The organism is Mesorhizobium sp. M0408 (genome assembly GCF_040321495.1).
Taxonomy (GTDB): Bacteria; Pseudomonadota; Alphaproteobacteria; order Rhizobiales; family Rhizobiaceae; genus Mesorhizobium.
On the sequence record NZ_JAMYRO010000009.1, the window covers coordinates 179,635 to 201,581 of the forward strand.

Consider the following 21,947-nt stretch of genomic DNA (forward strand, 5'->3'; position numbering starts at 1 on the left):
TGATGATGGACGGTTCAATGTGGATGATGGGCGGCATGGCGCTCATTTGGGTCCTGGTGCTTGTCACCCTCGTGCTCGCGATCGCGGCGCTGGTCAAATATTTGCGAACCTGACGGCATAGGCAGTCGGGGTCAAAAGAGCAAAAAGGGCGGAAAGTTGTAGTCGTCATCGGAAGCAGCAGCGTCATCGGGTCGGCGTCGGAACTGGTCCGGCCCCTCGGCTCTTAACGTCTGTCGCCTTCGGCCCTCTCAGGAGTGGCAAATCGCCGGCTATGAGGTCTGGATGGCGAAGCGCAAAGACACGGTTATTGTTACCGGCAGCACCGGCTTCATCGGCTCGGCTCTGGTCAACAGCTTCGCCGACCGGTTTGCTCTCGTCGGCCTCGACCGGGCGGCGACGCGTCAGCCGCCGCCGGCCGCGGAGTGCGTCTGCATCGACCTGACATCGGAGGACGCCGTGGCAGCCGGTTTGGCGCGCGTGCGGACGGCCTATGGCGCCCGCCTCGCCTCGGTGATCCATCTTGCGGCCTATTTCGATCTCACAGGCGAACGGAACCCGCTCTACGAAGAGATTACGGTTGGCGGCACCGAGAAGCTCCTGCGCGCCCTGAAACAATTTGAGGTCGAGCAGTTTGTCTTCATGAGTTCGATGCTGGCGCACAAGGGTGGCCGACCGGGCGACATCATCGATGAGGATTGGCCGCTCGAATCGAACCTACCCTACCGCACCTCGAAGATCGAGACCGAGCGCCTGATCCATGAGCAGCACGGGGCGATCCCTGTCGTCTATGCCAGGCCGGCCGGCGTCTATGATGATCTCGGCCGTAACGCATTCCTCGCCAATCAGATTGCGCGTATCTACGAAGAGGATCCGACCGGGCATGTATATCCGGGTGACCTGCGCACAGGGCAGTCGTTTCTGCATCTGGAAGACCTCACCGATGCGGTGGCGCGCCTTATAGATCGGCGGAAGAAACTTCCCACGGAGCTGGCGCTGCTTCTCGGCGAGCCTGAGGTCATGGGCTACGGCGAACTTCAAGCCGAGATTGGTCGGTTGATCCGTGGCGAGAACTGGGAGACACGGGAGGTGCCGAAGGCGCTCGCCAAGGCGGGTGCCTGGGTCCAACAGGACGTGCTGGGCGAAGAATCATTCGTTCGTCCCTGGATGGTCGATATCGCCGACGACCACTACGCGATCGATATCAGCCGTGCCCGCAATGTCCTCGGCTGGCAGCCCCGGCATTCCCTGCGCGAGACGTTGCCGCGGATCGTCGACGCGCTCAAGGCAGATCCCGCCGGCTGGTATCGGGCCAACAAGCTCAACGCCGCCAAGGTGGCCGGCAGCGGAACAAAAGCGCGAGAGAAAGACAAGGCGTTCGAGGCCAAACACGACAAGATGAAACCCGGACACATGGCCGAGATGGCGGGGATGGGCAAGCAGATGCTCTGGGCTCATTTCCTGGTCATCACGCTTGGCGTGTGGCTCCTCACCAGCCCGCTTCAGTTCGCGCTGTTCGATCCGGCGGCGGCCGGCACTGTGCGTGACGTCACGCAAGAGCGTGGACTGTGGGAACCGGTGCTGCGCAACGCGCTCACCGGCTGGAGCGACATTGTCTCGGGCTTGCTGCTGATGCTGTTTGGCGGGCTCGCACTGTCGCCGCGTTTTTCCTGGGCGCAATGGGGCACGACGATCGCCGGCCTGTGGCTGCTGTTCGCGCCGCTGTTCTTCTGGACGCCGAGCGCCGCCGCCACCATGAACGACACGATCGTCGGCGCGCTGGCCATCGCTTTCTCGGTGCTCGTCCCGATGATGCCGGGCATGAGCCACGAAGGGATGATGGACGAGAGCACCGTTCCGCCTGGCTGGACCTACTCGCCGTCATCCTGGCTGCAGCGCCTGCCGATCATCGCGCTCGGTTTCTTCGGTTTCCTCATCGCCCGCTATCTCACTGCCTACCAGCTCGGCCATGTGGGTGCTGTCTGGGAGCCGTTCTTCTCCGGCGGAGACGGCAGGAACGGCACGGAATTCATCATCACATCCGACGTTTCTCAAGCCTGGCCAGTCGCTGATGCCGGGCTTGGCGCCGTGGCCTATATGATCGAAACCCTGATGGGCGCGATGGGCACGGCGACCCGCTGGCGCACCATGCCCTGGATGGTGACCTTCTTCTTCATCCTGGTGGTGCCGCTCGGCGGCGTCTCGATCTTCTTCATCATCATCCAGCCGATCATGATCGGCACCTATTGCACACTGTGCCTCATCGCGGCGGCGGCCATGCTGGTCATGATCCCGCTGACGCTGGACGAGGTGGTCGCCATGGGCCAGTACATGCTGCGCAGCGTGCGGGCAGACCGTCCGTTCTGGCGCACCTTTTTCCAAGGCGGGCCGGAGCCGAACGGCGAGGCGGACAAGAACGATCCCGGCTTTTCCGCCGCGCTTGCCGCACAGTCCGCCGCAGCCATTCGCGGTGTCACGTTTCCATGGACGCTGGTCGCATGCTGTATCGTCGGCGGTTGGCTGATGGTCTCGCGGCTGGTCTTCGGCACGGCCGGCGCCATTGCAAACAGCGATCACCTCTCGGGCGCCATGATCATCACGATCGCGGTCTGCGCCATGGCCGAGGTGGCACGGCCGTTGCGTTTCCTCAACCTGCCGTTCGGGTTATGGCTGATCGCAGCGCCCTGGCTGCTCGACGGCGCGACCAGAGGTTCGACATTGAACAATGCCGTTGCAGGGCTAGTTGTGATCGGCCTCAGCCTGCCTCGGGGGCGCCGAAGCAAGGAGCACTACGGCTCATGGGACCGCTATGTCGCCTAGACGAAGCCTGGAACCGGCTTGGTCTTGCCGCTCAGTTGCGCGCCCAGCGTCAGTGCCTGCGGGAAATTCCGGACGATCGCCGCCATCAAGGTGGCGCTGCCGGGGCGAAGGGCAATTCCGGCAACGGCCGCGGCGGCGTAGACCCGTGTCGAAAACAGTCTTTTCCAGGCCGCCTCGTAGCGTCTGGCGGCAGCCTCGCGCCCCGCTCGGCCACCTGGAGTGGATGCGAGTTCGCATGCCAGCAACCAGCCGGACTGAAGCGCCATCGAGATGCCCTCGGCGATGACAGGATGAGACTCTCCGGCTGCATTGCCGACGCGGAAGATGTCCCCTTCGTAGCACGAGCGAATTCCCGGCCGGATCGGACCTGCGGCAAGCCACGGACCGTCGAGGAGAGCCGGTTCCAGGGCGTCCCGCACGCCCCGGCATGAATTCAGGAGATGCCGGGAGACCGCATCGGCGGCCGACACGTGGCTCCGTTGTTTGGGGCCATATTGTTTACGCAGCCGCGCGAGCATATCGCGCCGGATGCAGCACGAGATCGACAACCGGCCATGATCCGCCGAAACCATTCCGCCATAGCCGCCGGGGAAGGCCAGCAGAGGCATCAAATCCGGCGCCAGGGACGACCCGGTGAAATGCGCCTTGAAGCCGAGCAGGTCCGACGGGCGATTGGCCTTTCCGAGCTGGCTGGGCAATGGTCCCGGTTCCCAAGAGCCGTGAGCGGCGACAATCACCGGCGCACGCAACATCGCCGCTTCATCCCCGGCCTGAATTCGCACCCTTTGCATCTCACCGTCCGGCTCGATGGCGACGGCGCGGCAGGGCTGGAAGATTTCGACACCCGCCGATCGCGCCGCCTGTAGAAGCAGAGAGTCGAGAATGTCCCGGCCGAGCGCCCGGCCGAAGCTGTCTTTCGCACGAGGCCCAGCTCCTGCACGTGGCATTGCCGCCTCGACGCAGGTCTCGCCGGAAAACAGGCCGACGCGGCGGATTTCGGGGCCGGCATTGGCACGCCAGGCATCGCCGATCTCGAGCCGGTCGAGAAGCGCAAGATTGCTTGCCGAGATGTATTCGCCGCAGACTTTGCGGCGCGGAAATGCGGTCTTTTCCACAATGGCCACGACCCACCCGCGCCGGGCCAGCGTGAGCGCGACGGAGGTGCCCGCCGGGCCGGCACCAATGACGATCGCGTCATGAGTCGACAATCGCGTCATGGCTCGACACTGGCACTGGCGCCGACGAAGATGTGGGAAAACAGGCCGGCGCGCCGCTCCTCGACCGGTTTGCCGTTGGCCGCAAGCCAGAGACGGGAAAGCTCGCTGCCGCGAAAGCCGGCACGCACGCTTTGCGCCGCATCGTTTCGTGTGACGTCGTTGGCGCCGATTGCCGGCAGAAGACGGGTCGCGGCCAGCGGCAGTTTCGCCCGCAGCGGCTCTGTCGCGATGAGCAACGGGGCTTTCGGCCTGATCAGCGAAAACAGACGCACGAGCTGCGCATCATCGAGGTGATGCAGGAACAGATTGACGGTGACGGCGTCGAACGGCGCACCCTCGATCTTTCCTGCCCAGTCGAAGACATCGGCGGTGACGCCTTCGGCCTTCCATCCCAGCCTGTCAAAATCACCGCGCAATTGCGCGGTGACGAGGTCGACGCGGTCGAGCATCACCAGTTCGACCCCGGGCCAATGCCTGGCCATGCGCCGCGCCACCGCCAGCATGAAGGAGCCATCGCCGGCGCCGATCTCCAGAATGCGGCGTGGCGGCGTTGGCACGAACCTCCTGAGCAACGACGTCATGATCGGCACCTGAAACATCAGCATATTGATGCGCCGAAGGTCGCGGCGCGCGGCCAGCGCTCGCGAATCGTCGGCCGCAAGTCCGTCGAGGATTTCCGGCGCGAGCTGCCGGTGCTCCAGGCCGCTCATGACACCGTTCGAAAGAGCATGGTTTCGGCCGTCAGCCCGGGTCCGAACGACATGCCGCAGCCGAGCAGGCCGGGTGGCGCCTTCAACATCTCCTTCATCACGAACATGACGGTCGCCGACGACATGTTCCCATACTGGCGCAACACCTCGCGCGATGGTTCCAGCGCGGTGGGCTCCAGTTCCAGGGCCCTTTCGACGGCGTCGAGCACCGAACGTCCACCCGGATGCACGGCCCAAAGGTCGATTGCCTCGGTCGGCCGGCCGCCGAGCATGGCGGCCTGGCTGTTCCGCAACGCCTCATGAATCGCTGCCGGCACCTGGCCGGAAAGAACCATTTCGAAGCCGTGGTCGCGAATATTCCAGCGCATCAGATCCCGCCGCTCCCTCGCCACCAGACAGTGAAAGCTATCGAGCTCGATGCCGGCCGGCTCGGCGGTAATGAGCGTGGCCGCGCAGCCGTCGCCCCAGAGGCAGAACGACAGCAGTTTTTCCAGCTCGGTGGTTTCGCGCAGATGCATCGTGCAGAGCTCGATATTGACCAGCAGGACCTTGGCCTGCTGGTCGGAGCGGACGATGTGGCGGGCCAGCTTGAGCCCGTTGATCGCCGCGTAGCAACCCATGAAACCGATCATCGTGCGTTCGACACTATCGGGAAGCCCGCAACGCGCGATCAGCTCCAGATCGATGCCCGGCGCCGAAAAGCCAGTGCAGGTGGTGACGATAAGATGGGTGATGCGGGAAGCGTCGTCGCCAAGCTGCAATCCGTCGATGCCCTTTTGCGCCAGAACAGGTGCGGCATCGTCGAACATCGCCATTCTCGCCGCTGTTCCGGGAAACGCGCCCCGGATGAAGGTCCCGGCCAGGTCGGCAGTTGGTCCTTCGGGGTCGGACGCCGGCGCAAAGCAGGAATAGCGGTGCTCGATGCCGGCAAGATCGGCCATGCGTTCGAAGAGTCTCCGGCGATCGGCCACGAGCATGGAAGCCGCGAAACGCAGGTAGAATTGATGAACCTCATGCTCCGGCACCGCCGTCGCGATCCGGTTGATATAGGCGTTGACGGGCATATTCTGTCTCCTCGGCGTGTGCACGGTGTAACGTGCCGCCGGAGGGTCTTTGCTCATCGGCACCAGGTGTCGAACACCGGGTTTTGAGCGCTGTTCGATAAACGTTTCCGAAAACTGATTTCTTCCCGAAGGTTCAGTGTGCGCTGTTGGCAGGCAAACGGTTGGAGCGGGCGGGCGGTTGCGTCGGGCATCCAAAATCGCCACATCATGTTGACCTTCCATCTACTGGAAGGTCTATTTCCTCCGACAAAGGAGATTTCCGCCATGAACATCGGTATCGCATCCGAAAAATCCGGCCTGCCGTCCAAGACGATCCGTTATTACGAGGACATCGGGCTCTTGCATCCGGCCCGGACAGACAATGGCTATCGCGATTACTCGACGGCCGATATTCACCGGCTGCGCTTCCTGCAGCGCTCGCGAAGCCTGGGGTTTTCGGTCGACGAATGCCGCCAGCTGCTGTCGCTATACCAGGACAGGGAACGTGACAGCGCCGACGTGAAGGCCATCGCGAGCGCCAAGCTGGTGGAGATCGACAGGAAGATCGCCGAACTGGTCGGATTGCGCGGCTTGCTCCACCATCTGGTCAGTCACTGCCACGGCGACGAGCGGCCGGATTGCCCGATCATCGACGAGCTGGCAGGACAAGGCGTCGCCCAGTGAGGCTCGCAGCCGCTGTAACGGTGCTGTCGCTTGCCTGCGCCTCTGTCGTGCTCGCCGCCGCCCATTCGAGCCGTGATGCGATCATCGAGGCTCGCCAGGCCTCGATGAAGGAAATGGCCGCGGCGGCAAAGGCGATCGCCGGGATGTTCGACGGCAAGCAGGCGTACGACGCCGCAGCCTTCAAGGCGGCGGCCGAGACCATCCGCGCCCGCACCGGCCCTGCCCTGATTGCCGAATTCCCCAGCGCGACATTGGGCGCGCCTTCAGGCGCCAGGCCGGATATCGACCCCGCCCGCGCGGAGTTCGATGAGCTGGCTCGCCACATCGGGACGCTGGCCAGCGCCTTGGCCTCCGACGCCGAGCGGGCGCCGCCGCGCATCACCGACGACATGAGAATGGGTTCCGGCCTGGCGATGGGCGGTGGCAGCCTGCTTGGCAAGCGACCATCACTCGCGGAAGCCGATCCCACTAAATTGCCGGCGGAGCACCTCCTGCATCTCATCTTGCAGGATTGCTCGAGCTGCCATTCGAAGTTCAGGCAAAAGGTCGAGTGATAGCGTCAGCTTCGCTGCAGCTGACCCGCCACGAAATTGCGCCAGCCGCCGAAATGCGAAATCTCCTTTGCATCGGTGAGGCCGGCACTTTCGACGAGGAAGCCTTTCGGCGAAGTTCCGTCATCGAGCAGAAGCGTGCCGATGCCGAGCGGCGGCGGGATCGCGGCAACAAAACGGCCGAAGGCTTGTGGCGAGAGCCGCCAGACTTCAACCTCGATCGCTGCGCCCTTGCCGTTGCAGATCCGTTCGAGCCCCGGTCGCGGCACCGACTGGCCGGCGAGCGCATAAAGCCGATAGAGCGGCGCCGTTCTTGCAGCCCGGGCGAACATTGCGCCGAGCTGCTGCAGCTGGCCGTTCAGCGCCATCCCCGACAGATGCGCGCCGACCACCGCCAGCTCGATCGTGCCCTCGTCCACGTCGACGCGAACATCGCCACGCGGCAGCGGCCAGCCTGTAGCGCCCAGCGCAAGGCCGCTTGCCGCATGGACATCGCGCGCAAGCGACGCCGGCAGATGGTCCTTGCCCGCCGCGGCAAGCAAGGTGACGCTCATCGGCAGACCGTCGCTGCGGGTTCCGCTCGGCACGGCAATGCCGCACATGTCGAGCAGATTGACGAAGTTGGTGTAGGTGCCGAGCCGGCTGTTGGTGACGATCGGATCGGCCAGCACCGCTTCGACTGTGTAGTGCGTCGGCGCGGTCGGCACGCAGAATAGGTCGACCGAGGCGATGACCGGCGCAAGCCTGGCCTTATAGCCTTGCAGGGCATAGAGCCCGTTGAAAGCGTCCGCGGCGGAAAGTTTTCGCGCACCGCCGATGATCTGCCGCGTCACCGGATGCATGGCGGCCTCGTTGGCATCCATGAAGTCCCTGATCGCGGCGTAACGCTCGGCTACCCAGGCGCCTTCGTAAAGCAGGTTGGCGGTGGCGTAGAAATCGGCGAACGGGATTTCCACCAGCTGGCAGCCCAGCGTCTCCAGCGAGGCAAGGGCGGCCTCGAAACCCGCCTGCATCGCCTCGTCGCCGAAGAAGGTCCAGTCGGTCCTGGCCGGCACGCCGACAGTCAGCACCGGCGGGCGCGCGGCAAGGCCCTGGACGCCGGGGTCACGCGAATAGGGGTCGGCGTCGTCCTTTGCCGCCGCCGCCTCGAACACGCGGTAGGCGTCATCGACGGTGAGCGCGAAGACCGAGATGCAGTCGAGCGTGCGGCAGGCCGGCACGACGCCGGCGGCTGATAGCGCGCCGACGCTCGGCTTCAGCCCAACGATGTTGTTGAGGCCAGCGGGTATTCGCCCCGAACCGGCGGTATCGGTGCCGAGCGCGAACGAGACGATGCCACGCGCGGTTGCGACGGCCGAGCCGCATGAAGAGCCGCCCGGCACCAGTTTCGGGTCGATCGCATTCCTCGGGATCGGATAGGGCGTGCGCACGCCGACCAGGCCGGTGGCGAACTGGTCGAGGTTGGTCTTGCCGACGACCAGCGCGCCGGCGGCCTTGAGCCGCGCGACGACGGTGGCGTCTTTCGCCGGCAAGTAGGCATATTCGGCGCAAGCCGCCGTGGTCGGCATGCCGGCGACATCAATGTTGTCCTTGACCGCGAACGGTACGCCCCACAGCGGCTTTGCCACGGGATCGAACGGGCCGAGCTTTTCCGCCTCGGCAAGCAACTCCGCCCTGCTCGCCAGATGGATGAAGATGCCGGGGTCATCGGCCGCCGCGAGCCGCGCATCGACCGTATCGATCATCTCGCCGATGCTGACGCCGGCCTGATAGGCGGCGTGCAGGCTCGCTATCTCGAAGCGGATGTCGCTCATTCGGCCTCGCCCAGAATGACTACCGGCAGGTTCCACTGGATGAGCACGACGCAGCCATCCTTCGTCCACACCGAATGCTCGGTTCCGACCGCGTTCAGGATCACGCTGCCCGCGGCATGATCGCCGTTCTCGTCGCTCTGCGTGCCTTCCAGCACGATGATCGTCTCCAGCCCGGCATGGCGATGACGCGGCACGCTGGCGCCAGCCCGGTAGTTCAGGATGGCGACCGACGGTTCCATCGGCCCACCCTTGAGCAGCCAATGCACTGTGATGCCTTCGCGAAAATGCTCGAATGACAGATCACGCCAGCCCCCTTGGATGAAAGCCGCGAATGCGACGTTAGGCATTGGAAAGTCCCTCGAGCACCTGGTCCGTCGTTGCCGTCCAGCCGACGATGGCGCCCTGCGCCCTGATCATGGCAAGGGCTGCCGCCTTGAACTCCGGAAAATAGCTCTCGGTAGCATCCTCGGCCAGCAGGCATTCATAGCCGCGGTCATTGGCCTCGCGCATCGTCGTCTGCACGCAGACCTCCGTCGTCACTCCGGCAAAGACCAGTTGCTGTGCGCCGAGCCGCTTCAGGTCATCGCCGAAGCTGGTGGCATAGAACGCGCCCTTGCCCGGCTTTTCGATGACGATTTCGCCGGGCAATGGGGCAAGTTCATCGAGGATCGCCGTTCCCGGCTCGCCGACGATCAGCACGCGACCCATCGGCCCGACATCGCCGATCCGGATCGACGGATTGCCGCGATTGCGCTTGGCCGGCGGCAGATCCGAAAGGTCTGCCTTGTGGCACTCCATCGTGTGGATCACCGGCAGGCCGGCGGTGCGGAACCCCTCGATCAATCTCTTCACCGTCGGCACAATCGCCACCACCCGGCTGACGTCGTTGCCGAGGCTGGCGCCGAAGCCGCCGGGTTCAGCGAAATCGCGCTGCATGTCGATGACGACCAGCGCCATCGCCTCAGGCTTGAAGGCGAACGGAAACGGCAGCGCCTCGATCTCCGCCATCAGTGATGTCCCGCCATGTGCTCGCCGATCGTCTGCACGCTCGCCTGCGCGATCGGCGTCTCGTAGACCAGCGCGCCGTCCGACATGACGAAGATGCGGTCCGAGAGCTCGAGCAGCTCATCAAGGTCCTCCGACATAAGGAGCACCGCGGCGCCGGCATTGCGCGCCTTCATGATGCGGGCGCGTATTTCGGCGACGGCGGAGAAGTCGAGGCCGAAGCAGGGGTTCGACACGATGAGCAAATCGACCTCGCCGGTCAGTTCCCGCGCCAGCACCGCGCGCTGCACATTGCCGCCCGAGAGCGACGAAATCGGCGAAGCGAGGGATGCCGTCTTGACCTTGAACTGTTGGACCAGACGGGCCGCGTAGTCCCTGATCGCACTCATCCTGATCCAGTTGACCGGCTTGCCGGCCTCGTTGAGGTCGAAGGTCCGGAAGGCCATGTTTTCCGCCACCGTCATCTTCGGTGCGCAGGCATTGCGCAAGGGCTCCTCCGGAATGAAGCGGACATTGAGCGTGCGCGCCTCGCTGCGGCTGGCGCCATAGGGCGAGCCTTTCACCAGAACGTCGCCGCCATTGCGCGCCCGCTGTCCGGCAAGGACTTCGAGAAACTCCTTCTGGCCGTTGCCGGAGATGCCGGCAATGCCGACGATCTCACCCGACTTCACATCGAGTTCGCCGATGTCGATGGTTTTCAAACCGGTGCGGTCGGGCGCCTTCAGCGACTTTACCGTCAGCACCTGTCTGGCGCCGGCCGGCACCGGGGCGCGGCTGTCGAGTGCGGCGATCGGCTGGTCGCCGATCATCATCGCCGCCATCTGCTTGTGGGAAAGTTCGGAGACCTTTCCGGTTCCGGTCAGCCTGCCCTTGCGCAGCACGGTGATATCGTCGGCAAAGGCCGTCACCTCGTGGAATTTATGCGAGATCATCAGCACGGTGAGGTCGCCGGTCCTGGTCATGTCGCGCACCAGGCCAAGCACTTCGTGTGCCTCGCCGGGAGTGAGCACCGAAGTCGGCTCGTCGAGCACCAAGAAACTGCGGCCGAGATAGAGCTGCTTGATGATTTCGAGCTTCTGCTTCTCGCCGGCCGCAAGTTCCGCCACCTTGACGTCGAGCGGCAGCTTGAACGGCATCCGCTGCATGAATTGCGCAAGTGCGGCGCGCTCCTTGCGCCAGTCGATGACGACGGGCACCTTCTCGCGCGAAATGACCAGGTTCTCCGCGCCGGTCAGCGACGGGACGAGCGTGAAATGCTGGTAGACCATGCCGAGCCCCAATGCCGAGGCATCCTTCGGACTGGCGATCGCGACCTCGCGGCCATCGACCAGCATGTCGCCGGCGGTCGGATGGTAAAAACCCATCATGCATTTGACCAGCGTCGACTTGCCGGCGCCGTTTTCGCCGAGCAGCGCATGGAACGATCCCGCCGGCACCTTGATCGAGACGTCGTCCAGCGCGGTGAAGGCGCCGAAGCGCATGGTCATGCCGATGGTCTCGACGCCGACGGCTTTCTTGCCGATGCTTCCGCTCAAGATCGTGTCCTCACGGCAGCTGCGCGACGAAGGATGCCGAATTCGACACCGCGCCGAACACGCCGCCCTGCATCTTGATCATCTTGATCGCGGCGAGATGGTTGCCGTAATCGGTCGCGCCGCAGCAATCCTCCAGCATCACGCATTCGAAGCCGCGATCGTTGGCCTCGCGCATCGTCGTGTGGACGCAGACATCGGTGGTGATGCCGGTCAGCACGATGTTTTCGATGCCGCGCTGGCGCAGGATCAGCTCCAGGTCGGTGGCGCAGAACGAGCCCTTGCCCGGCTTGTCGATGATCGGTTCGCCCGCCGCCGGATAGAGGTCGGGGATGATGTCCCAGCCGGGTTCGCCTCGCACCAGGATGCGCCCGCAAGGTCCGGGGTCGCTGATGCCGGCATTGATGCGGCGCGAGCGCCAGCGCTTGTTGGCCGGCAGGTCGGCGAGATCGGGCCGGTGGCCCTCGCGCGTGTGGATGATGGTGTAGCCCTTGGCCCGCATGGCTGAGAGCACCGACTTGATCGGCTCGATCGGCGCCCGCACCAGCGAAAGATCGTAGCCCATATGATCGACATAGCCGCCCGGCCCGCAGAAATCGGTCTGCATGTCGATGATGATCAGTGCCGTATTGTCCGGCCGCAGCTCGCCATTATAAGGCCATGGATAAGGGTCGGCGTCGATGTAGCGCTGGGTGATCTCGGCTCTGGCGTTCATCGGAAAAAAACTCCAGTCATTTGGTGATCGACAACTCGCCCGGCGCGCCGGCAAGCGAGCGGCTCGGCGACGATGTGGCGATCATGATGATAAGCGTGAGGATGTAAGGTGCGGCGTAGAAGAGATAGTAGCCCTGCGTCACCCCGACCGACTGCAACGCGGGGCCCAGCGCGCCGGCGCCGCCGAACAACAGTGCCGCGGCAAAGCAGCCGAGCGGGTTCCAGCGCGCGAAGATAACCAGCGCCACCGCCATCAGGCCCTGCCCCGACGAGATGCGTTCGGTCCAGCTGCCGGGATAATAGAGCGACAGATAGGCGCCGCCGATGCCGGCGAGCGCACCGCCGACACCTGTCGCAAGCAGGCGCACGGTGTTGGGATTGAGGCCCATGGCGCGCGCCGCATCGGAGCTGTCGCCGACGACGCGCACGACCAGGCCGGCGCGGGTGTTGCGGAAGGCCCACCACAGGAACAGCGCAAGTGCGGCCCCGATCAGGAACAGCACGTTGACGTTGAGCGCCGCCTGCACCTGCGGGATATCCGACCAGCCACCGAAGGCGATGGCCGGCAGGTCTGGTGCCGAGGGCTGGATGAACGGCTTGCCGAAGAAGAAGGCGAGACCGGAGCCGAACAGCATCAGCGCAATGCCGATGGCGATGTCGTTAACCCCGCGGAATTTGCAGATCCAGCCATGGAACAGCCCGAAGCAAAGACCGGCACCTGCGGCGGCCAGCAGACCGAGCCATGGCGAGCCGGTCATCACTGCGACCGCATAGGCGGTCATTGCGCCGAAGACCAGCGTGCCCTCGAGGCCGAGATTGATGCGGCCTGAGCGCTCTGTAATGGCTTCGCCGAGCGAGACGAAGATGAACGGCGTCGAAACGCGGATGGCGCCGCCGAGGATGGCGAGCGGCACGCCCCACAGGCCGATCTCGGTCGCGTCCATCAGGAGCCCCTCTTCCACAGATCGGGATTGAAGACCTTGAAGCGGCCGTAAAAGGTTTCGCTGAACAGGATGACGACGAAGAGCATGCCTTGCAGCACCAGCACGGTGGCGTCGGGCAGGTCCATGCGGCGCTGGATCAGCCCGCCGGAAGCGCCGATGCCGCCGAGCAGGAAAGCGACCGGAACGATGGCGAGCGGATTGTGGCGGGCGAGGAAGGCGACGAGGATGCCGGTATAGCCATAGCCGGCGGCGAGCGAGGCGTTGGCGCTGCCTTGCACGGCGCCGACCTCCAGCATGCCGGCCAGCCCGGCAAAGCCGCCGGCGAGCCCGGTGAAGCCGACGATCAGCGGCCCGACGGCAAGCCCTTGCACCTGAGCTGCCCGGACATTGCCGCCGGCAATGCGGGCGGCAAACCCCCAGCGCGTCTTTTCGATCAACAGCCAGGACAGGACGCAGGCGAGAATGCCGATGACCAAGCCCCAGTGCACGTCCATGCCTGGAATGTTGCCGATGCGGTAGGCATCCGCCAGCGGCTCGGTCGAGGGTTTGTTGAGCGAAGCCGGATCGCGCAGCGGCCCTTCGACCAGATGGTTCATCAGCGCGATGGCGATATAGGCCATCAGCAGACTGGATATGGTTTCGTTGACGGCGCGGTAGTGGCGGAGTGCGCCGACGGCACCGATCCAGATGCCGCCGGCGACCACGCCCGCCACGCCCATCAGCAGGATGACCAGAAAAGCCGGCGCGCCATTCGCCGCGACGCCGATGGCGGCGGCGGCAACGCCGCCCAGCACGATCGCGCCTTCGCCGCCGATGACGACAAGGCCGAGCCGGGCCGGCAGCGCCACGCAGAGCGCTGCCAATAAAAGCGGTGCTGCCCGCGACAGCGAGTTCTGGATCGAGAACCACGAGCCGAAGCCGCCGCGCCACATCGTCTCGTAGAGTTGCACCGGCGATTTGCCGACCAGCGCGATGAATAGGCTGAACAGCACCATGCCGACGATCAGCGCCGCGAGCGGTATGACGAAGGCTTCCGCCCGCCGCGCCGCCCATTCGAGCGCCGCCGGATAATTCCTGGCGCCAAACAGCGCCGGTGCGCCCGCAGTGCTGACCGTGTCTGCCATGGCCCCGTCTCCGATCCGGTTCAGGCGGTCGAACCGACGACGCCCTCGACCAGGTAGTCCATGCTTTCGAGTTCGAGCGCGGTCTCGGCGAAGGCCTGGCCTTCGGTCGCGACGACGACGCCCTTGTTGCTCTTCAGCGGACCCTTGACGACGGAAAAGCCGCCTTTCATCATTTCGGCCAGCGTGCCGTCGAACTGCTTGCGGGCGGCCTCGCCGACAGCGGGGCCGAGCGGGCTCATCTTGACGAAGCCGTCGGCCAGGCCACCGCGCGTGAAATTGGGCAGCGGCGTGCCGGCCACCAGCTCGTCGACGAACATCTTGTAGACCTTGGCCCAGTTCCATTCCGCGCCGGTCAGGTATTTTTCCGGCGCCAGCGGGCTCTGGTTGGCATGATAGCCGCAGACGAAGGCGCCACGCCCGGCCGCCGTCTCGACCACCACCTTGGGGCTGTCGACATGGCAGGTGATGACGTCGGCACCCTGGTCGACCAGCGCATTGGTGGCCTCGGCCTCCTTGACCGCTAGCGACCACTCGCCGGTGAAGATCACCTGGCAGGTGATGGTCGGGTCGACCGAGCGCGCGCCGAGCAGGAAGGAATTGATGTTGAGCAGCACCTGCGGGATCGGCTTTGCCGCGACGAAGCCGAGCTTCTTGATTTTGCTGGTGTGACCGGCGACGACGCCGTTCAGATACTGGCCCATGCCGATATAGCCGAAATAGGAACCGGCATTCATCGGATGCTTGTCCTTGTTCCACATGCCACCGCAATGGCGGAACTGCACGTCGGGGAATTTCGCGCACATGGCGAGCATGTGCGGATCGAAATAGCCGAACGAGGTCGGGAAGATCAGCGACGCACCGTCGAGATTGATCATCGATTCCATCGTCTTCTGCACGTCGACCGTCTCCGGCACGTTCTCCTCCTCGACGACGGAAATTCCTTCGATCCCCTTCAGCGTGGCGGCGCCTTCGGCATGCGCCTGGTTGTAGCCGTAATCGTCCTTTGGCCCGACATAGATGAAGCCGACAGTGGCCGTCGCGGCGAAGGCCCTGCTGATCGGAAACGATGCGGACGCAAGGCCGAGCGCCGCTCCGGCGGCGGAGGTCTTGAGCAGGTCGCGGCGGCTAAGCATGAATCTCTCGGACATTGAATGCTCCCTCTGTGGGGCCTTTGGGGCCGGTTAACACCTCAATGAAAGAAGTGTATGCAATCAGCATGCCAGTTTCAGAAATGAGATTTATTCAGCAATATCAATGAGTGTGTCGATGTGGGCTGCACAAAGCCGGAGCAATTGCATACACTTTTTGCCTCCAAAATCGCCAATTTGACATGAAGGCTAAAACATAGGCATACAGAGATGCGGAGGAATCGAAGCCGGTGAGTGGCTTACGGCTCTAGCGAAAAGACTGGACGGAGGAGACGTGTCGGGAAAGCGCAATTTGATCAGGTCGGGCACGACCGTCGATCAGATGGTGAGGGCGATCAGCGACCGGATCGTCACCGGTTTCCTGCGCCCGGGCGGAAAGCTCGACGAGGCCTCGCTCGCGGCCCGCTTCGACGTCTCACGCACGCCGATCAGGGAAGCGCTCAGCCGGCTCAGCGCCATGGGGCTGGTCGAAAGGCGGCCGAACCGCGGCGCCACCGTCGCCGTGGTGACGCAGGAGCACCTCGCCTCGATGTTCGAAAGCATGGCCGAGCTTGAAGCGATCTGCGCGCGGTTCTCGGCCGAGCGCATGACCGCTGGCGAGCGCCGCACGCTGGAGGCCGAGCACCAGGCCTCGGCGCGCTTCGTGCAGCTCGGTGCTGAAGAACAGTATGAGCTTTTCAACACCGAATTCCACACCCGGCTCTATCGCGGCGCCCACAGCAAGCACATTTATGAACTGACCGTCATGACCCGCGGCCGGCTGGCGCCGTTCCGGCGCGCGCAATTCATGCTGCCCGGGCGGCTGGCCCAGTCCTGGCAGGAGCATGACGCCATCGTCACCGCAATCATGCGCGGCGACAGTACGGCCGCCGGAACAGCCGCCAAGGATCATGTCTCGATCGTCAGCGAGGCGAGCGCCGTCTTTGCCATCGGCGATCGCCCCAAAGGCAGGACCGAGCCGTTCCCGACATCGGCTTCCTAACCGTCAATCGACCAGCACGGCGACCACGGCAGCGCAGTCGCCGGCCTTGACCAGCCCCGGAAAATGCCGCGCCGCCAACAGACCGGACATTGTGGCCCGGATCTCCTGCGGAGCACCGCCGGTGCGGCCTATGGAATGGATACGTGCCAGCACCTGGTTCTCTGCCACCGGCTCGCCGAGATCGATCATCGTTTCGATCATCCCGTCGTCCTCGGCGAACGAGAAGCAATCGCCGGACGGCATGTCGAGCCAGCGGGTTGGCTGCATCTCGACCGCGCCGGCGACGATGCCGGCATGGCGCAGCACATTGAGCACGCCGCGACGTGCGATCCGCACCGTTTCCGCGCGCGAAGTCCCGCCGCCGCCAAGCTCTGTGGTGATGAACAGCTTGCCCATCTCCTCGGCGGCAGTATCGAACATGCCGACCGCGTCGATCTCCAGCATTTTCATCGACCATGGTGCGGAGAAGGCTTCAACCGCAGCGAAACCCTTCGCTTCCAGCACCTTGTCGGGCCGGATGTGGGCGGCGCAGAACGGCACGAAGTCGAGCGTCTTGCCGCCGGAGTGGAAGTCGAGCGCGATGTCTGTACGGGGCAGAAGCTCGCGCTGGAAATAATCGGCGATCTTCTCGGTCACCGTGCCGTCGGGCCGGCCGGGAAAGCTGCGGTTGAGATTGCCCTTGTCGATCGGCGAGGTGCGCGTGCCGGCGCGGAACGCCGGATAATTCATCGCCGGCACGATGATGATCGTGCCGCTGACGTCTTTCGGGTCGAGCGTACGGGCGAGGTCATAGAGCGCCAGCGGCCCCTCATACTCGTCGCCATGATTGCCGCCGGTGAGCAATGCGCCCGGCCCCTTGCCGTTGCGGATGACGCAGATCGGGATCATCACCGATCCCCAGGCGGAATCGTCGCGGCTGTAAGGCAGGCGCAGGAAACCGTGCTGCACGCCGTCGCGCTCGAAATCGACGGTCGGCGTGATCGGTGACGGGCGAAGGCTGGACATCGGGCTCAATTCTTCACCACCAGTTTGCGCGGCACATTCGCCAGGCACTCGACGCCCGTCTCGGTGATGAGGATGGATTCGGTGATTTCCAGCCCCATCGTCTCAAGCCACAAGCCGGTCATGAAATGGAAGGTCATACCGGGCTTCAACTCGGTGCGGTCGCCTGGACGCAGGCTCATCGTGCGCTCGCCCCAGTCAGGCGGATAGGAAAGCCCGATCGGGTACCCGGTGCGATTGTCCTTGACGATGCCGTACCGCTTCAGCACCGCGAAGAAGGCGTTGGCGATGTCCTCGCATGTGTTGCCGGGCTTGGCGGCGGCAAGTCCCGCCTCCATGCCTTCCAGCGTCGCCTTTTCGGCATCGAGGAATTCCTGCGTCGGTTTACCAAGGAACACGGTCCGCGACAGCGGGCAGTGATAGCGGTTGTAGCAGCCGGCGATCTCGAAGAAGGTGCCCTCGCCCGATTTCATCGGCCGGTCGTCCCAGGTCAGATGCGGCGCCGATGCGTCGGCGCCCGACGGCAGCAGCGGCACGATCGCCGGATAGTCGCCGCCGATGCCGTCGACGCCGCGCGTGCCGGCATCGTAGATCTCGGCGACCAAGTCGCATTTGCGCATGCCGACCTCGATCTTGTCGACGATGCGCTGGTGCATCGCTTCCACGATGCGGGCGGCCTTGCGCATGTAGTCGATTTCGGTCGGGCTCTTCACCGCGCGCTGCCAGTTGACCAGTGCCGTGGCGTCGACGAAGCGGGCATTGGGTAAGTGCTTCTGCAGCGCTGCGAAGGCAGCGGCCGAGAACCAGTAATTGTCCATCTCGACGCCGATGCTGAGCTTGCCCCAGCCGCGATCGGAGAGCACACCGGACAGAAAATCCATCGGATGGCGCTCGGTCGACTGCACGTAGTTGTCGGCATAGCCGACGATGTTGTCGTGCGCGAGATAGGCAGTGCGCTTGGCGCCGTTGGCGTCCTGGCCGCGCCCGTACCACACCGGCTCGTCCGACGGCGGCACGATGACAGCCTGATGCACATAGAACGACCAGCCGTCATAGCCGGTCAGCCAGGCCATGTTGGACGGATCGCTGACGACCAGCAGATCGACGCCCTTGGCCTCCATCGCCTTCCGCGTCTTGGCGAGGCGCTCCGCATATTCGCCGCGCGAGAATTTCAAATTGGGCTGCATTGTTCTTGGTCCTCGTTTGTTGGGCCTTGCGGCCAGCATCAGCTTTCGAAAATCGTACCGGTCTTGGCTGCACGTGCACGGTCGCGGGCGAGCGTGGCGATCGCCGTGTCCTGCACGCCGGTGCCGGTCAGGTCGGCAATGGTGATGTCGCTGTCCGAGCGCCGGCCATGCCTTTCGCCGGCGATGATGTGGCCAAGCTCGGTGATTTCGGCATCGGACGCCATCACGCCCGCCGCGATAGCATGGTGCAGTTCGCCCAGCCGGCGCGTCTGTTTGGCGCTATCGGCGACGTAGAGATCGGCCATGCGCAGGATCGCCGGCGCGATCTCGTTCTTGTGCTCGGCATCCGAGCCCATGGCAGTGATATGCTGGCCGGCGGAGACGAAGCCGGCCTTGATCAGCGGCTCGGTCGACGGCGTCGTGGTGACGATGATGTCGGCATCGGCCGCAGCCTTTGCCGCGTCGGGCTCGGCGTCAACGGCGATGCCCAGTCTTTCGGACAATGCGTCGGCCGCGGCCTCGGCCTTGGCGGCATCCCTTGCCCAGATGCGAGCCTCGGAGATCGGCCGCACCAGCATCAGCGCTTCGAGCTGCAGTCCGGCCTGAACACCGGCGCCGAAGATCGCGGCAACGGAGGAACCCGGCCGCGACAGATGCTTGGCGGCAACCGCGCCGGCTGCCGCCGTGCGGATGTCGGTGAGATAGCCATTGTCGAGCAGCAGCGCCTCGACCAATCCGGTTTTCGCCGACAGCAGCACCATCATGCCGTTGACGCTGGGCAGGCCGAGCTTGGGATTATCGAAAAAGCCGGGGCTGATCTTGATCGCAAAACCGTCGATACCCGGTACATAGGCGGTCTTGACGTCGACCTCGCCGCGATGCTCTGGAATGTCCAGCCGCAGGATCGGCGGCATCGCCACCGGCAAGGTAGCGAGCGCCCGGAACGCGTTCTCGACGCAGGCGATGGCATCGAGATCGAGCTTCACGATCTTGCGCAATTCAGCTTCGGTGAGGATCGTCATCCGGCTCATGCTGCGCTCTCCGCAATTGCTTCGCCGCAGATGATCTTGCGGTGCAGTGTCATATCGATGTTGCGGCCGGACAGCACGAGCACCGTCGGGCCGCTCGCCCTGACCTTGCCGGCAAGCACGGCTGCGATGCCGACCGCGCCGGCGCCTTCGACGATCTCGCGCTCCTGTTCATAGGCATGGCGGATGCCGGCGGCGATCTCGTCCTCGCTGAGCAGGATCACATCGTCGAGCAGGTCGCGGCACATCGAGAAGGTCAGCCGGTTGTCGAGGCCGATGCCGCCGCCGAGTGAATCCGCCAGCGTCGGCTGTTCCTCGACCAAAACCGGATGTCCGGCGTCGAGGCTCGCCTTCATCGCCGCACCGCGCGCCATTGAAACGCCCATCACCTTCGTCGCCGGGCTGACGCCCTTCACGGCAGCGGCAACGCCAGCCGCCAGCCCACCGCCGGAAAGCGGCACCAGCACAAGGGCGGCATCAGGAACCTGTTCGATGATCTCCAGCCCGAGCGTGCCTTGCCCGGCGACAATGGCGGGATGGTCGAAGGGCGGCAGCATGATCAGCCCCTCTTCCGCGACCAGCCGTTCGACCTCCCGCTGCGCATCGTCCTGGCTGTTGCCGACGATGCGGATCTCGGCGCCGAGCCGACGGATCTCGTCCAGCTTGTTCTGCGGCACCAGCCGCGACATGCAGATCGTCGCGTGGATGCCTTGCAGTCGAGCAGCATAGGCAAGCGCCCGGCCGTGGTTGCCGGTCGAGGCAGCGACGACGCCACGCGCCCTCTCCTCGTCTGTCAGCGAAGCGATAGCGTTCGAGGCACCGCGCAGCTTGAAGGCGCCGGTGGTCTGCCGATGTTCGAGCTTGAGATAAACAGGAGCGCCCAAGTGCTGGGAAAGACTCCGGGAAGTGACGGTCGGCGTACGCTCGACCTTGCCTGCGATGCGCTCGCGCGCGGCGCGGATATCGGAGAGGCTTATCCTGGACGTGGTCATGGCTCATCAATCAGTTCAACGGCAGCGTCATCAGGCGGCCGAATTCGGCGCGCGGCTCGTCGTCGTCGCAAAGCCGCAGGCAATTCCAGGCCGTCGCCTGGTTGCTGGTGACGACAGGACGGCCGATGGCTTCTTCCATACCGACAACTGCCGCCGCGGACCGCAGTGCCGTGCAGGAGACGAACAGCGCGTCCGAGTGTTCGGCCGTCGCCTCGCGAGCCAGATCGACCAAGGATTTCGGCGCAATCCGCGCCATCTCGCGATCATCCTCGAAGCCGAGGCAATTGAAGCTGACGATTTCGAAACCATGCTCGGTGAAATAGGCCGCCATCGGCCGGCTGGTCTCGACCGTATAGGGAGTGAGGATGCTGATCGTCTTGGCGCCCAGCGCCTTCAGGCCGCGCACCCCGGCCATCGGCGGCGTGACCACCGGCACGCCGGGCTTGGCGGCCTGCACCGCCGCCTCGATTTCGGCATCGCCGATCACGACGGAAGCTGAGGTGCAGGAATAGCAGATCGCATCGAGCGGCTCGTCGGGCAGGATCAGGGCCGCGGCCGCCGTCAGTGACGGCTGCATCTTGCGCAAATTGTCCGGCGTCGTCGGGTTGGCGTAGGGGATGCGCGCGACATAGACGCCGATGCGGTCGCTTGCCACCATGCGGTGAAAATCCGGTTCGCTCGTGTGGTCGGTGGCAAGGATGATCAGGCCCACCCGCTTTTCCAGCGGACGCGCGTCGAGCGCCGGCCGGGCCGAATGCAGGCGGATTTCGGGTGCAGCGCTCATCTTTCGATCCGCCCATAACGGTGTTCCAGCCAGCGCAGCAGCACCACCGAGAACAGGCTGATGGCGAGGAAGAAGGCGCCGACCAAGGTGATCGGTTCGATATACCGATAATAAGTATTGGCGACGCTCTTGGCCTGGTTCATCAGTTCCAGCACGGTGATCGCCGACAGCAGCGGCGTCTCTTTGAACATGGCGATGAAATAATTGGCAAGCGCCGGGATCATCGGCGGGATCGCCTGCGGAATGATGATGTGCGTCCAGGTCTGGGTGGCGTTTAGATTGCAGGCCTTGGCCGCTTCCCACTGGCCGCGGGGCACATTGTCTATGCCGGCGCGGTAGACCTCGGCCGTGTAAGTTCCGTAATGCAGCCCGAGACCGATGACGCCCGCCACCAGCGGCGGCAACAGGATGCCGAAATCCGGCAGCACGTAGAAGATGAAATAGAGCTGCACCAACAGCGGCGTGCCACGGATGAACTCGGCAAGGAAACCGACGGTGCGCGACAGAGCCCTGTTCGGCGACCGGCGCGCCAGCGCGATGCCCAGCCCAACGATGGCCGCCAGCACCGAGCCGAGCAGCGTCGCCAGGATGGTGATCTTCACCCCCTCGATCAGCGTCGGCAGGATCTGCCGGACAAAATCCCAATCCCATTCCATTAGCAGGCCCGAT

General features: G+C 64.5%; 21 protein-coding genes. 4 read left to right on the forward strand and 17 right to left on the reverse strand.

The genetic code is table 11. The features are described 5' to 3' along the window. Positions 1-282: 282 nt before the first annotated feature. Positions 283-2,817, forward strand: coding sequence for an NAD-dependent epimerase/dehydratase family protein (locus NKI67_RS13420; RefSeq protein ID WP_352635973.1), 2,535 nt, complete (start codon positions 283-285; stop codon positions 2,815-2,817). Here NKI67_RS13420 and NKI67_RS13425 read toward each other — a convergent pair. Genes NKI67_RS13425 through NKI67_RS13435 form a run of 3 tightly spaced genes read right to left on the reverse strand, consistent with a single transcriptional unit; the run spans position 2,814 to position 5,808 of the window. Then, a complete protein-coding gene (locus NKI67_RS13425) occupies positions 2,814-4,034 on the reverse strand; it encodes an NAD(P)/FAD-dependent oxidoreductase (RefSeq protein WP_352645566.1) in 1,221 nt (406 codons plus the stop codon). The two genes, NKI67_RS13420 and NKI67_RS13425, sit on opposite strands and share 4 nt — an antisense overlap. Further along, positions 4,031-4,744, reverse strand: coding sequence for a methyltransferase domain-containing protein (locus tag NKI67_RS13430; protein ID WP_352645568.1), 714 nt, complete (start codon positions 4,742-4,744; stop codon positions 4,031-4,033). The genes NKI67_RS13425 and NKI67_RS13430 overlap by 4 nt, the downstream gene beginning before the upstream one ends. Then, positions 4,741-5,808, reverse strand: coding sequence for a type III polyketide synthase (locus NKI67_RS13435; protein ID WP_352645570.1), 1,068 nt, complete (start codon positions 5,806-5,808; stop codon positions 4,741-4,743). The genes NKI67_RS13430 and NKI67_RS13435 overlap by 4 nt, the downstream gene beginning before the upstream one ends. A 264-nt stretch (positions 5,809-6,072) precedes the next feature. On the opposite strand from NKI67_RS13435, the gene cueR reads away from it, so the two are divergent. Together cueR and NKI67_RS13445 are read left to right on the forward strand one after the other, a co-directional pair. Continuing rightward, on the forward strand, positions 6,073-6,471 hold the full coding sequence (gene cueR, locus NKI67_RS13440) for a Cu(I)-responsive transcriptional regulator (protein WP_352645572.1): 399 nt from the start codon (positions 6,073-6,075) through the stop codon (positions 6,469-6,471). Continuing rightward, positions 6,468-7,025 carry a cytochrome c gene (locus NKI67_RS13445; RefSeq protein ID WP_352645574.1) on the forward strand — a complete coding sequence of 186 codons (558 nt, stop codon included), beginning with the start codon at positions 6,468-6,470 and terminating at the stop codon, positions 7,023-7,025. Before cueR ends, NKI67_RS13445 begins: the two co-directional genes overlap by 4 nt. Positions 7,026-7,030: 5 nt before the next feature. Here the strand turns inward: NKI67_RS13445 and atzF are convergent, their stop codons facing one another. From atzF to NKI67_RS13485, 8 genes are read right to left on the reverse strand one after another with little or no spacing between them, the layout of a single operon-like run. Beyond that, the gene (atzF, locus tag NKI67_RS13450; RefSeq protein WP_352645576.1) at positions 7,031-8,836 is read right to left on the reverse strand and encodes an allophanate hydrolase; all 1,806 of its coding nucleotides are present in this window, start codon (positions 8,834-8,836) and stop codon (positions 7,031-7,033) included. Beyond that, positions 8,833-9,183, reverse strand: coding sequence for a cupin domain-containing protein (locus tag NKI67_RS13455; protein ID WP_352645578.1), 351 nt, complete (start codon positions 9,181-9,183; stop codon positions 8,833-8,835). The genes atzF and NKI67_RS13455 overlap by 4 nt, the downstream gene beginning before the upstream one ends. Beyond that, on the reverse strand, positions 9,176-9,844 hold the full coding sequence (locus NKI67_RS13460) for a cysteine hydrolase family protein (RefSeq protein WP_352645579.1): 669 nt from the start codon (positions 9,842-9,844) through the stop codon (positions 9,176-9,178). The genes NKI67_RS13455 and NKI67_RS13460 overlap by 8 nt, the downstream gene beginning before the upstream one ends. Further along, on the reverse strand, positions 9,844-11,376 hold the full coding sequence (locus NKI67_RS13465) for an ABC transporter ATP-binding protein (protein ID WP_352645581.1): 1,533 nt from the start codon (positions 11,374-11,376) through the stop codon (positions 9,844-9,846). The genes NKI67_RS13460 and NKI67_RS13465 overlap by 1 nt, the downstream gene beginning before the upstream one ends. A gap of 10 nt (positions 11,377-11,386) precedes the next feature. Then, positions 11,387-12,088 (reverse strand): biuret amidohydrolase, encoded by a 702-nt coding sequence (gene biuH / locus NKI67_RS13470; RefSeq protein ID WP_352645583.1) that lies wholly within the window; start codon positions 12,086-12,088, stop codon positions 11,387-11,389. A gap of 16 nt (positions 12,089-12,104) precedes the next feature. Further along, positions 12,105-13,031 (reverse strand): ABC transporter permease, encoded by a 927-nt coding sequence (locus tag NKI67_RS13475; RefSeq protein ID WP_352645585.1) that lies wholly within the window; start codon positions 13,029-13,031, stop codon positions 12,105-12,107. Next, positions 13,031-14,155 carry an ABC transporter permease gene (locus tag NKI67_RS13480; RefSeq protein ID WP_352645587.1) on the reverse strand — a complete coding sequence of 375 codons (1,125 nt, stop codon included), beginning with the start codon at positions 14,153-14,155 and terminating at the stop codon, positions 13,031-13,033. Before NKI67_RS13480 ends, NKI67_RS13475 begins: the two co-directional genes overlap by 1 nt. 20 nt (positions 14,156-14,175) lie before the next feature. Next, the gene (locus tag NKI67_RS13485) at positions 14,176-15,303 is read right to left on the reverse strand and encodes a BMP family ABC transporter substrate-binding protein (protein WP_352645589.1); all 1,128 of its coding nucleotides are present in this window, start codon (positions 15,301-15,303) and stop codon (positions 14,176-14,178) included. Positions 15,304-15,625: 322 nt separating this feature from the next. Here NKI67_RS13485 and NKI67_RS13490 point away from each other — a divergent pair, with 322 nt between their 5' ends. Further along, positions 15,626-16,285 carry a GntR family transcriptional regulator gene (locus NKI67_RS13490; protein ID WP_352645623.1) on the forward strand — a complete coding sequence of 220 codons (660 nt, stop codon included), beginning with the start codon at positions 15,626-15,628 and terminating at the stop codon, positions 16,283-16,285. Between the two features lie 3 nt (positions 16,286-16,288). Here NKI67_RS13490 and doeB read toward each other — a convergent pair whose 3' ends face one another. The 6 genes from doeB to ehuD are packed head-to-tail and all read right to left on the reverse strand — an operon-like array spanning position 16,289 to position 21,934. After that, entirely contained in the window at positions 16,289-17,290 is a 1,002-nt protein-coding gene (doeB, locus tag NKI67_RS13495) for a N(2)-acetyl-L-2,4-diaminobutanoate deacetylase DoeB (RefSeq protein ID WP_352645591.1), read from the reverse strand. Between the two features lie 5 nt (positions 17,291-17,295). Then, complete coding sequence (gene doeA, locus NKI67_RS13500; protein WP_352645593.1) at positions 17,296-18,474, reverse strand: ectoine hydrolase DoeA; 1,179 nt, start codon at positions 18,472-18,474, stop codon at positions 17,296-17,298. 38 nt (positions 18,475-18,512) lie between these two features. Then, on the reverse strand, positions 18,513-19,505 hold the full coding sequence (locus NKI67_RS13505) for a cyclodeaminase (RefSeq protein ID WP_352645595.1): 993 nt from the start codon (positions 19,503-19,505) through the stop codon (positions 18,513-18,515). Continuing rightward, a complete protein-coding gene (gene eutB / locus NKI67_RS13510; protein WP_352645597.1) occupies positions 19,502-20,494 on the reverse strand; it encodes a hydroxyectoine utilization dehydratase EutB in 993 nt (330 codons plus the stop codon). Before eutB ends, NKI67_RS13505 begins: the two co-directional genes overlap by 4 nt. A 10-nt stretch (positions 20,495-20,504) precedes the next feature. Continuing rightward, positions 20,505-21,278: an ectoine utilization protein EutA gene (gene eutA / locus NKI67_RS13515; RefSeq protein WP_352645598.1), complete on the reverse strand. Its 774-nt coding sequence runs from the start codon at positions 21,276-21,278 to the stop codon at positions 20,505-20,507. Further along, positions 21,275-21,934 (reverse strand): ectoine/hydroxyectoine ABC transporter permease subunit EhuD, encoded by a 660-nt coding sequence (gene ehuD, locus NKI67_RS13520; RefSeq protein WP_023677202.1) that lies wholly within the window; start codon positions 21,932-21,934, stop codon positions 21,275-21,277. Before ehuD ends, eutA begins: the two co-directional genes overlap by 4 nt. Between the last annotated feature and the right edge of the window lie 13 nt (positions 21,935-21,947).

Coding starts and splice junctions, on each gene's coding strand:
- biuH (WP_352645583.1), bottom strand. CDS start 12,088: ATGAACGCCAGAGCCGAGATCACCCAGCGCTACATCGACGCCGACCCT.
- eutB (WP_352645597.1), bottom strand. CDS start 20,494: ATGACCACGTCCAGGATAAGCCTCTCCGATATCCGCGCCGCGCGCGAG.
- cueR (WP_352645572.1), top strand. CDS start 6,073: ATGAACATCGGTATCGCATCCGAAAAATCCGGCCTGCCGTCCAAGACG.
- NKI67_RS13505 (WP_352645595.1), bottom strand. CDS start 19,505: ATGAGCCGGATGACGATCCTCACCGAAGCTGAATTGCGCAAGATCGTG.
- NKI67_RS13490 (WP_352645623.1), top strand. CDS start 15,626: ATGGTGAGGGCGATCAGCGACCGGATCGTCACCGGTTTCCTGCGCCCG.
- NKI67_RS13425 (WP_352645566.1), bottom strand. CDS start 4,034: ATGACGCGATTGTCGACTCATGACGCGATCGTCATTGGTGCCGGCCCG.
- NKI67_RS13420 (WP_352635973.1), top strand. CDS start 283: ATGGCGAAGCGCAAAGACACGGTTATTGTTACCGGCAGCACCGGCTTC.
- NKI67_RS13475 (WP_352645585.1), bottom strand. CDS start 13,031: ATGGACGCGACCGAGATCGGCCTGTGGGGCGTGCCGCTCGCCATCCTC.
- atzF (WP_352645576.1), bottom strand. CDS start 8,836: ATGAGCGACATCCGCTTCGAGATAGCGAGCCTGCACGCCGCCTATCAG.
- NKI67_RS13460 (WP_352645579.1), bottom strand. CDS start 9,844: ATGGCGGAGATCGAGGCGCTGCCGTTTCCGTTCGCCTTCAAGCCTGAG.
- NKI67_RS13430 (WP_352645568.1), bottom strand. CDS start 4,744: ATGAGCGGCCTGGAGCACCGGCAGCTCGCGCCGGAAATCCTCGACGGA.
- ehuD (WP_023677202.1), bottom strand. CDS start 21,934: ATGGAATGGGATTGGGATTTTGTCCGGCAGATCCTGCCGACGCTGATC.
- doeB (WP_352645591.1), bottom strand. CDS start 17,290: ATGTCCAGCCTTCGCCCGTCACCGATCACGCCGACCGTCGATTTCGAG.
- doeA (WP_352645593.1), bottom strand. CDS start 18,474: ATGCAGCCCAATTTGAAATTCTCGCGCGGCGAATATGCGGAGCGCCTC.
- NKI67_RS13455 (WP_352645578.1), bottom strand. CDS start 9,183: ATGCCTAACGTCGCATTCGCGGCTTTCATCCAAGGGGGCTGGCGTGAT.
- NKI67_RS13485 (WP_352645589.1), bottom strand. CDS start 15,303: ATGTCCGAGAGATTCATGCTTAGCCGCCGCGACCTGCTCAAGACCTCC.
- NKI67_RS13435 (WP_352645570.1), bottom strand. CDS start 5,808: ATGCCCGTCAACGCCTATATCAACCGGATCGCGACGGCGGTGCCGGAG.
- eutA (WP_352645598.1), bottom strand. CDS start 21,278: ATGAGCGCTGCACCCGAAATCCGCCTGCATTCGGCCCGGCCGGCGCTC.
- NKI67_RS13480 (WP_352645587.1), bottom strand. CDS start 14,155: ATGGCAGACACGGTCAGCACTGCGGGCGCACCGGCGCTGTTTGGCGCC.